We start from the raw sequence: 8642 nt of genomic DNA on the forward strand, positions 1-8642 counted from the left end.
TTCTTTTACTTTTCAGAAAAATATAATACCCTATGCATCTATGGGTATATATTATTTTATATCCTTATTAGATTTAAGGATTCAATATTATGATGTACTCCAAATTATTTAAGTGATAAAATAGATTGCAATAAGCAATTAAAGGTATTCTAATAATGCTCACCGAAAAAAATGAATATATCCTTATAGGGAGTGATATCTCTACTTCTTTGGCTTCTATTATAAGAAGTCTGAAAGGATTTAGTCATTATTCATTTGTGACTTCTACACGAATACAAGATAGCCTTCATATAGCAAAATCATTAGAACCAGCTTTAATGATTTTTTACTTCAGAAATCCTCAAGAACTTATACAAACAGTATTGCGTTATCCAAATATAAAATGCACTCCTATATTATGTCTTACCCGCTCTCATGAAATTATAGAGGTAGATATATCGGTAGATTTGATCTTATTTACACAGTCTTTTGAATCGGCTATTAGAGACCAGCTTTTAAAAAATAATGTACAAAGCATTCTTAATTTAGTATATAAAACAAGACAATTTCAATCTAATAATACTTCTTCTCACACTACACTTGACGATAGTTTTTTAGATCAAAATAAAAATCTAGCGAGATATATTATGGAGTTGGATCAAAAATCTACGACGCTTTTTAAAATCAAAGAACGTATCCAAGAATTATATTCTGATGTAGGCCATCCTATAAAAACAAAACTCATGTCTATTGTAAATACAATTAAGGTAAATACAAAAGACACGAAGCACTGGGAAGATTTTAAATTGTATTTTGAGAATATAAATCCTGCATTTTTAAAAGATCTATCTCGCAAGTATCCTTGTCTCACAAATAAAGATTTAAAATATTGTTGTTATCTTAAAATGAATATGTCTAATGAGGATATAAGACATGTTTTGGGAATTAATCAAGAGAGTGTACGTACTCATAAGTATCGATTAAAAAAGAAAATGACATTATCAAAAAACCAAGATTTACGTCTTTATCTCCGCGCTTTTTCTAATTAATATATAGTCAACTACCTGTTTTTTATTTACTTAAGAATATCTCTTTTTGCGACATTTTTACTTTTGTCTACGAATTGTCTACGGTTATATAGATAAAACTTGTGTTTGTACATAAATGGTATACAAGGAATATGAATATTTTATCTTTAGTATGTATAGTTTTATAGTGAATGTTTTACACCTGTAAAATATTACTATACCTATGATACAAGAGGCATTTCAATACACTCGCAACGTTTTTAATCAATTTATTAAAAATAAATTTGGAGTAGATGAGGATGCAGTAGTTATAAACACTATTGTAGATCAAAGTGGTGCAATACCAGTGGGGAATCAAAATAAGATTATTATGTCCCTTATTCATATAGAACAGGAGACTGTAAAACCTTTTTATACTAAAAACCAAAAAGTATCAAATGGTAATTATGTAGCATCACCGCAAACAGAACGATACAATATATATGTATTGGTCACTTCATATTTTGATGATTATAATGAAACTTTAAAGTTCTTAAATGCTTCTATACAGTTTTTTCAAGAACACCAATCGCTAGATGCTACTATAAATTCTGATCTTCCTAAAGGGCTACAGAAGTTAAATTTTGACCTTCAAAAAGGAGGAGATTATATGCAGATGCATAATTTATGGAGTGCATTAGGTGCAAAATATCAACCATCAGTTATTTATAAGATGCGATTAGTAACGATTGCTTCTACAGGTATTGATGAGTTTGTGCCTAAAATCACTAAAATCTCAAATAGATCTACTTTATGATAGCAAGCCAATTCATCTTATTATTTTCTGTAGCTATAGAGCACACGTATTATACAAATGGTATTTGTGTTGATTTACACTATAAACCATCACAACAAACTCAAATAGTGATGGATCGATATGGATTACAGTTGCAAAGAACACTTGAGGGTTTTTCATTTTATGCATCTACAGATCAATCTATTAAAGATTTTTTAAATTATATAAAAACAACAGAGGATACGACTTCTTTTTCTTTTGATGTGGTATCTATGAATCAAGATTTTACAGTGTTTACAGACTATCCCATTACTACTTTAGGAGTATTTTCTTTTGACAGTAGTCATAGTATTGTTGTAGATGGTGTTACGATTTTGAAAGAGGTGTTTGAACCTAGAACAGCAAGTAATATATCTTTTTCTGTAACTGTAGATTATGATGCTATTATACGCTTTCGCGAAAGCGGAAACAACCCCTTCTATACAATTAAATTTAGAGCTAGAAAGACACAATGGCGGTATTATATCATAAACAATAGTAACCAGCATTTTGAGAAACTAGAGATTAAAGGAGATTCAGAAGTACAGTTTGATGCGCCTATAGAAGTAACATTGCCAAATAATGCGACGGCTCTTTTATTTTCTTCGGGTGATACAAAATTGCCATTACAAGAAAATGCTACGTATACATTTAATTTATTAGGAACCAAAACAAACCTAGGAAATACGCGTACACAAATAATACTTAATGGATTACCTATAGCAAAGAGTAACAGTATAGAAACCTATACCGAAGAGGAAGGCGGTACAACGCAAGTTGCATCGCCTTTATACATATATATATAATACGACTATTTAAAACAAATATCAATGTAACAACAATGTTCTATGAATTTATCAACTATTAAATCTCCAGGGGTTTATATCAACGAGATTAATGCTTTTCCAAATGCAGTTGTGCCTATTCCTTCTGCTGTACCAGCATTTATTGGATATACTCCTCAAGCAATGTACGAAGGGAAATCGTATACGAATGTACCCACGAAAATAACGTCATTCGCAGACTTTCAAACTATATTTTGCTATGATAATCCGCCACCACCGGCAGATCCTAAAAAGCAATATGAACCACAGTATTACTTAGTAAAACAAGATAGTAAACCAGAAAAGGGGGACTATATCATGATTGCTAATGATTTCTATTCGATCGTTCCTGATGCGAATACAATTTACTATTTATACAATAGTATTCGTTTATTTTATAATAATGGAGGAGGTGATGCTTACATCGTTTCTGTAGGAACGTATGGTGCTCCTTCAGGAACGCCAATGACTCCAGGTGATCAGATTATAAATACAAATGTGGCATTAACAGATCTTACAGACGGGTTGGCATTATTAAAAAATGAACAAGAGCCGACTATGTATATCTGCCCAGAAGCAACATTATTATCTGTAGAGAATAATGCTGGTTTAATGGCAGCAATGTTATTGCAGAGCTCTACTATGCAAACTTCAGTAAGCATTTTTGATGTGATAGGAGGACGTAATCCAGATCCTATTATGTATATGGATGCAATTACTACTTTTAGAAATAGTACAGGCGCAAATGGTCTAGATTATGGTACAGCATATTACCCTTTTGTTGGGACATCGATCATGCAGAGTACAGATATAGATTATACAAACTTATTTGGAGGCGATATAAAACAATTGGAACCGCTCTTAAGTCCACCTTCAAGTCCTAATGAGACTGTAAAATCAATTCTTTCAAATATAGAAAAGCCACCAGGAGAACCTCTTACGGTGAGTCAATATAATAACTCCTTAGTTGTTGCAAGTCCGACCTATGTTACCATTATAAACAATATACTGGCAGATGTAAATATTTTACCTCCTAGTGGTGGTATGGCTGGTGTTATTACTAAAACTGATAATGAAGTAGGACCTTGGCAAGCACCTGCAAATACGTCTATGGTAAGTGCAAATAGCTTACCGATTAAGTTATCAGAAGCACAACAAGGAGATCTTAATGTAGATGCTATTTCTGGAAAGGCGATTAATGCGATTCGATTTTTTAATGGATTAGGAATTTTGATCTGGGGCGCAAGAACACTAGATGCAAACAGTTTGGACTGGAGATATCTTTCTGTAAGAAGAACCATGAACTTCCTAGAGCAATCGTGTAAACTAGCGGCAAATGCCTATGTATTTGAACCTAACACGAAGAATACTTGGGAATCTGTAAAAGCTATGATAGGAGGATTTCTGTCCGATATATGGAAACAAGGAGGTCTTCAAGGTGCTAGCGCTGCAGATGCATTTTCTGTAGAATGTGGTCTTGGAATTACCATGACTGGTGAAGATATACTTAAAGGATTTATGAACGTAACCATTAAAGTGGCAGTTGTACGTCCAGCAGAATTTATCGTATTGACATTTCAACAGCAGATGGCTACATCTAGTTAATAGACCAATTTATTCTTAAACATATTTATTAATTAATATTATAAAAACATATAATTATGGCAGATGATGGAAGCGCACAAGGCGCAACGTGGCCCATGCCAAAGTTCCGATTTGAAGTAGATTTAGGTAGCGATTTAACAAAAGTCGCATTTCAGGAAGTTTCTGGAATGGATGTCGAAAACCAAATCATTGAATATCGTAAAAGTAATAGCCCTCTTTTTTCAACTGAAAAAATGCCTGGCATTGCTAAGTACGGAAATGTCACTATGAAACGTGGTGTTTTTGTAAACGATAACAAATTTTGGGATTGGCATGAAGAAATTAAAATGAATACCATTAAACGGAGAACAGTACTTATTAAACTACTGGACGAATCTGGAGAGGTGACTATGCAATGGCAATTAAACAATGCTTGGCCTACTAAAATCTCTAGTACAGATCTAAAATCTGATGGTAATGAAGTGGCTATTGATACTATAGAAATAGCACACGAACAGCTCATTATAACAAATGGATAATAAGAAATCACCAGAAGAAGAGGTCATTGGGAAATTTCCTGTAGGCTTTTATTTTTCAGTTTCATTTGGAGATGAAATAGATGTCGATTTTCAAGAAATATCAGGTATCTCAAAAGAGATGAATGTAGAGGATGTTGTAGGAGGTGGTGAAAACCAGTATAAATATAGACTTCCTACAGGATCTTCTAGTAAAAATTTAGTGCTTAAAAGAGCTATAATACTAGAGGGTTCTAACCTACTTACTTGGTGTGAAGAATGTATTGATGGGGGGTTATTATACCCAATCAAAACACAGAATGTATCTGTAGACTTATTAGATAAAAAAGGAATTGTGTCTATGAAATGGGTTTTTAATAATGCATACCCAGTGAAGTATTCCGTTTCGGATCTTAAATCACAAGAAAGCGAGGTTCTTATGGAGTCTATAGAGCTCGCATATTCCTTTTTTAAAATTCATCCAGTATGATGATAAAATATTAATGTTATGCCTATAGAAATAAGAGAACTTACCATTAAGACTGAAATAAGAACTACAATGTCTGACGCAACTGTGACAAAGTCAATAAGTGAAGAAGACTTTACTGTTTTAAAGTTACAATTATTAGACTCATGTAAGCGTATGATTTCTGATGTGAATAGGAGAACAAAATACAATAGATAAAGCGTAGCATGAGTTTAAATTTCTTAACAATGACCGCATTCCTAGATGGGAATTTTAAAACACCAATGCCTGGTGTGTCTGCATATAGTGTTATGATCAATCCTAATTCGATTAAATGGGATCGTAAGATTACATATACAGAGCAACAACCTTTAGATTCTAGTACTTCTTCTCAAAAATATAAGAGCAGTCCTAGTGTAAATCTCAATTTTGATATTATCATAGATTGTACTGGAGTTGTAGATTCTAATAGGGTAGATATGTCTAAGGAGATACAGGACTTAGAGACTATTGTATATACGTATAACGGGGAGATTCATAGACCTAATTATGTACGCGTACAGTGGGGTGCTGGTCAAATATTTGATAGTGTTCTTAAAACTTTCAATACAGAGTATACGCTGTTTAGACCTAATGGAGACCCTTTAAGAGCAAAAGTCTCTTTAAGTTTTGGGGAATATGTATGTCCTGAGAAAAGGAAAAAGAAAGAAAAGAAAACTTCTCCAGATATAACACATCTTATAGAAGTTGTAGAAGGAGAGAGCTTACCGCAATTATCAAATAAAGTATGGAATACTCCCTACTACTATGTACAAGTTGCAGCGTATAATGACCTTAATAAATTTAGACACCTTAAAGGCGGTCAAGAATTAGTTTTTCCACCAATAATAAAACCATCATGAGTGATTCATCGTGTACAGAGAATGGAGGCTTAGTCACCTATGATCTTAAAGTAGGAGGAAATACACTTCCCGATACGGTCATAGTAAAAAGTATACTTGTTGAGAAGAAGCTTAATAAAGTAGCAACAGCAACATTTATTATTATAGATGGTGATGCAAGTAATGGGAAATTTCCAGCAAGCTCTTCAGATAATTTTGTTCCTGGGACTAAGGTAAGTGTTGAAACGGGATATAATTCTGTAAACTACCCAGTCTTTAAAGGTATTGTTACAAAACAAAGTATTCGTATTGATGAAGAGAAGGGGCCTGTTCTTGAAGTAGAGTGTAGAGATGAGGCTATTAAAATGATTGTAGGGAGAAAGAGTGTCGCATACATAAAAAAGAAAGATAGTGACATCATAAGTACAATTGTAAAAGAGTACTCAGGATTATCCTCTAAAGTTACAGCTACACCAACTGTATGGCCAGAACAGATCCAATATTATGCAACAGATTGGGATTTTATTCTAGCGAGGGCAGAAGCAAATGGAATGGTAGTAACTACTCTTAATGGAGAAGTGGCTGTGTTTTCGCCATCTGCAAATACAAAGTCGGTATTGGAAGTAACCTATGGAGAGAATCTTATGGAGTTTAATGCAGAGCTTAATTCAATTACTCAATTAAATAATGTAACTGCAAGTAGTTGGAACTATGAAACACAAAAAGTAAATACAGGACAAACTAGTAATAGTTATAAAGGGCCTGGGAATTTATCTTCAAAAAAACTATCTGAAGTTGTAGGATTATCTAAGTACGATTTACAAAGTACAGCTCCTTTGACATCTACTGAACTAACAGATTGGTCAAAAGCCCAACTGGTAAAGAGTAACTATTCAAAAATACAAGGAGAGATGAAGCTTCAAGGGACTGAAGTTATAGAACCTGGAACTTATATTACTCTTGATGGTTTAGGAGAGCGTTTTAATGGTGATCATCTTGTGTCGGGGGTACACCATGAAATTAGTGACGGTAATTGGATTACAGAAGTTTCTGTAGGGTTTTCTAATATTTGGTTTACAGAAGAACCAGATGTGATGGCTCCACCTGCTTCAGGATTACTTCCTGGAGTTCAAGGGTTGTTTAATGGTGTTGTCAAGAAGATAGACGATGATCCAGACAAACAATATCGCATTCTAATTGATATTCCGCTATTTGACAAAAAAAGAGAGGGTATATGGGCGCGATTAACAAATTTTTATTCTACTAATGGAGCAGGTGTTTTCTTTCTTCCAGAGATAGGAGATGAGGTTATTGTTGGTTTTTTAAATGAAGATCCACGATTTCCGGTAATACTAGGAAGCGTTTATAGTGGAGCAACCCATAAACCTTTTACTGGATTAACTCCAAACAACAAAAACAGTAAGAAGGCAATTGTTTCAAATTCAAAAATATTTATAGAGTTTGATGATGAGAACAAGGTTTTTACGATTGAAACTCCCAAGAAAAATACATTTATTCTAAGTGATAAAGACAAGAAGATTACGATAAAGGATCAGAATAATAATAGCATCATTATGTCTTCTTCTGGGATTGATATAAAGAGTCCAAAAAACATCAATATTGAAGCAAATCAAAAAGTGACTATAAAAGGGAAACAAGGAGTAAATATAGAATCTTCACCTGGAGATGTAGATATAAAAGGAACAAATATAAAGCTTACTGCAAAAGCACAGCTTGCAGCAAAAGCAAGTGCCTCGGCGCAAATTAATGGGGGTTTAAATACAACTATTAAAGGTGCCATGGTTATGATAAATTAAAAAGAAAGATATGCCACCAGCAGCTAGATTAACAGATTTTCATCAATGTCCAATGCAAACCCCAGCTCCTGTGCCTATTCCTCATGTAGGAGGACCCATTATAGGGCCAGGTCAACCTAATGTTTTGATAGTTGGATTACCAGCAGCTAGACTAGGTGATATGCTAGTTTGTGTTGGTCCTCCAGATAGTATTATAAAAGGGTCAAGTACTGTTATGATAGGAGGGAAGCCAGCTGCTAGAATGGGAGATACCACAGCACATGGTGGGCAAATAGTTTTGGGAGCTTTTAATGTCATGATAGGTGGGTGATCAATTAACAAATCGTAAAAAGGAATTTTTAGGCTCTGGTTGGTCTTTTCCTGTAACATTCTCTATAGGGGATCATAAGTTGATTCTTACTCGGTATGAAAAAAATATAACAGACTCTATTGATGTTATTTTACAAACAAAATTTGGAGAGCGCCCTCTAGTACCAGAGTTTGGATCAGGTTTACAACGATTCTTCTTTAAAGCGATGGATGAAACCTTAAAAGGAAAAATAAAAAATACAGTAGAATCTGCGCTTTTAGATAATGAACCCAGAATTACAATATTAAATGTGGATGTCTTCTTTACAGATATGGAAAGAGGACTTATAGAAATTAAAATTGATTATGAGTATAACCAAACAAATACAAGACATAATTATGTATATCCTTTTTATATAAAAGAAGGAACAAATCTAGGAAGATAA

11 protein-coding genes are annotated in these 8642 nt (G+C 33.6%); all 11 read left to right on the forward strand.

Annotated features, from left to right (window positions below; all coding sequences use genetic code 11):
* Positions 1 to 155: 155 nt before the first annotated feature.
* The 11 genes from ABJD27_RS04880 to ABJD27_RS04930 all read left to right on the forward strand — a co-directional run bounded on the left by ABJD27_RS04880 (position 156) and on the right by ABJD27_RS04930 (position 8642).
* Positions 156 to 1028, forward strand: a complete 873-nt coding sequence (locus ABJD27_RS04880) for a hypothetical protein (RefSeq protein ID WP_348167446.1) — start codon at positions 156 to 158, stop codon at positions 1026 to 1028.
* Positions 1029 to 1230: 202 nt separating this feature from the next.
* Positions 1231 to 1803, forward strand: coding sequence for a DUF4255 domain-containing protein (locus tag ABJD27_RS04885; RefSeq protein ID WP_348167443.1), 573 nt, complete (start codon positions 1231 to 1233; stop codon positions 1801 to 1803).
* Complete coding sequence (locus ABJD27_RS04890; protein WP_348167440.1) at positions 1800 to 2627, forward strand: hypothetical protein; 828 nt, start codon at positions 1800 to 1802, stop codon at positions 2625 to 2627. The genes ABJD27_RS04885 and ABJD27_RS04890 overlap by 4 nt, the downstream gene beginning before the upstream one ends.
* A 42-nt stretch (positions 2628 to 2669) precedes the next feature.
* A complete protein-coding gene (locus ABJD27_RS04895; protein WP_348167438.1) occupies positions 2670 to 4250 on the forward strand; it encodes a phage tail sheath C-terminal domain-containing protein in 1581 nt (526 codons plus the stop codon).
* Positions 4251 to 4306: 56 nt separating this feature from the next.
* Positions 4307 to 4768 carry a phage tail protein gene (locus ABJD27_RS04900; protein WP_348167435.1) on the forward strand — a complete coding sequence of 154 codons (462 nt, stop codon included), beginning with the start codon at positions 4307 to 4309 and terminating at the stop codon, positions 4766 to 4768.
* The gene (locus tag ABJD27_RS04905; RefSeq protein WP_348167432.1) at positions 4761 to 5234 is read left to right on the forward strand and encodes a phage tail protein; all 474 of its coding nucleotides are present in this window, start codon (positions 4761 to 4763) and stop codon (positions 5232 to 5234) included. The genes ABJD27_RS04900 and ABJD27_RS04905 overlap by 8 nt, the downstream gene beginning before the upstream one ends.
* Before the next feature lie 18 nt (positions 5235 to 5252).
* Complete coding sequence (locus tag ABJD27_RS04910; RefSeq protein WP_348167429.1) at positions 5253 to 5429, forward strand: DUF5908 family protein; 177 nt, start codon at positions 5253 to 5255, stop codon at positions 5427 to 5429.
* 29 nt (positions 5430 to 5458) lie between these two features.
* A complete protein-coding gene (locus tag ABJD27_RS04915; RefSeq protein ID WP_348167426.1) occupies positions 5459 to 6112 on the forward strand; it encodes a hypothetical protein in 654 nt (217 codons plus the stop codon).
* Positions 6109 to 7908 (forward strand): type VI secretion system tip protein VgrG, encoded by a 1800-nt coding sequence (gene vgrG / locus ABJD27_RS04920; RefSeq protein ID WP_348167423.1) that lies wholly within the window; start codon positions 6109 to 6111, stop codon positions 7906 to 7908. Before ABJD27_RS04915 ends, vgrG begins: the two co-directional genes overlap by 4 nt.
* A 10-nt stretch (positions 7909 to 7918) precedes the next feature.
* Positions 7919 to 8218, forward strand: a complete 300-nt coding sequence (locus tag ABJD27_RS04925) for a PAAR domain-containing protein (RefSeq protein WP_348167420.1) — start codon at positions 7919 to 7921, stop codon at positions 8216 to 8218.
* On the forward strand, positions 8211 to 8642 hold the full coding sequence (locus ABJD27_RS04930; protein WP_348167417.1) for a GPW/gp25 family protein: 432 nt from the start codon (positions 8211 to 8213) through the stop codon (positions 8640 to 8642). The genes ABJD27_RS04925 and ABJD27_RS04930 overlap by 8 nt, the downstream gene beginning before the upstream one ends.

This window comes from Dokdonia sp., assembly GCF_039945015.1.
Lineage (GTDB): Bacteria > Bacteroidota > Bacteroidia > Flavobacteriales > Flavobacteriaceae > Dokdonia.

What these genes read in the sequence shown, in the direction of transcription:
- ABJD27_RS04880 (WP_348167446.1), top strand. Translation starts at nt 156, where the DNA reads ATGCTCACCGAAAAAAATGAATATATCCTTATAGGGAGTGATATCTCT.
- ABJD27_RS04885 (WP_348167443.1), top strand. Translation starts at nt 1,231, where the DNA reads ATGATACAAGAGGCATTTCAATACACTCGCAACGTTTTTAATCAATTT.
- ABJD27_RS04890 (WP_348167440.1), top strand. Translation starts at nt 1,800, where the DNA reads ATGATAGCAAGCCAATTCATCTTATTATTTTCTGTAGCTATAGAGCAC.
- ABJD27_RS04895 (WP_348167438.1), top strand. Translation starts at nt 2,670, where the DNA reads ATGAATTTATCAACTATTAAATCTCCAGGGGTTTATATCAACGAGATT.
- ABJD27_RS04900 (WP_348167435.1), top strand. Translation starts at nt 4,307, where the DNA reads ATGGCAGATGATGGAAGCGCACAAGGCGCAACGTGGCCCATGCCAAAG.
- ABJD27_RS04905 (WP_348167432.1), top strand. Translation starts at nt 4,761, where the DNA reads ATGGATAATAAGAAATCACCAGAAGAAGAGGTCATTGGGAAATTTCCT.
- ABJD27_RS04910 (WP_348167429.1), top strand. Translation starts at nt 5,253, where the DNA reads ATGCCTATAGAAATAAGAGAACTTACCATTAAGACTGAAATAAGAACT.
- ABJD27_RS04915 (WP_348167426.1), top strand. Translation starts at nt 5,459, where the DNA reads ATGACCGCATTCCTAGATGGGAATTTTAAAACACCAATGCCTGGTGTG.
- vgrG (WP_348167423.1), top strand. Translation starts at nt 6,109, where the DNA reads ATGAGTGATTCATCGTGTACAGAGAATGGAGGCTTAGTCACCTATGAT.
- ABJD27_RS04925 (WP_348167420.1), top strand. Translation starts at nt 7,919, where the DNA reads ATGCCACCAGCAGCTAGATTAACAGATTTTCATCAATGTCCAATGCAA.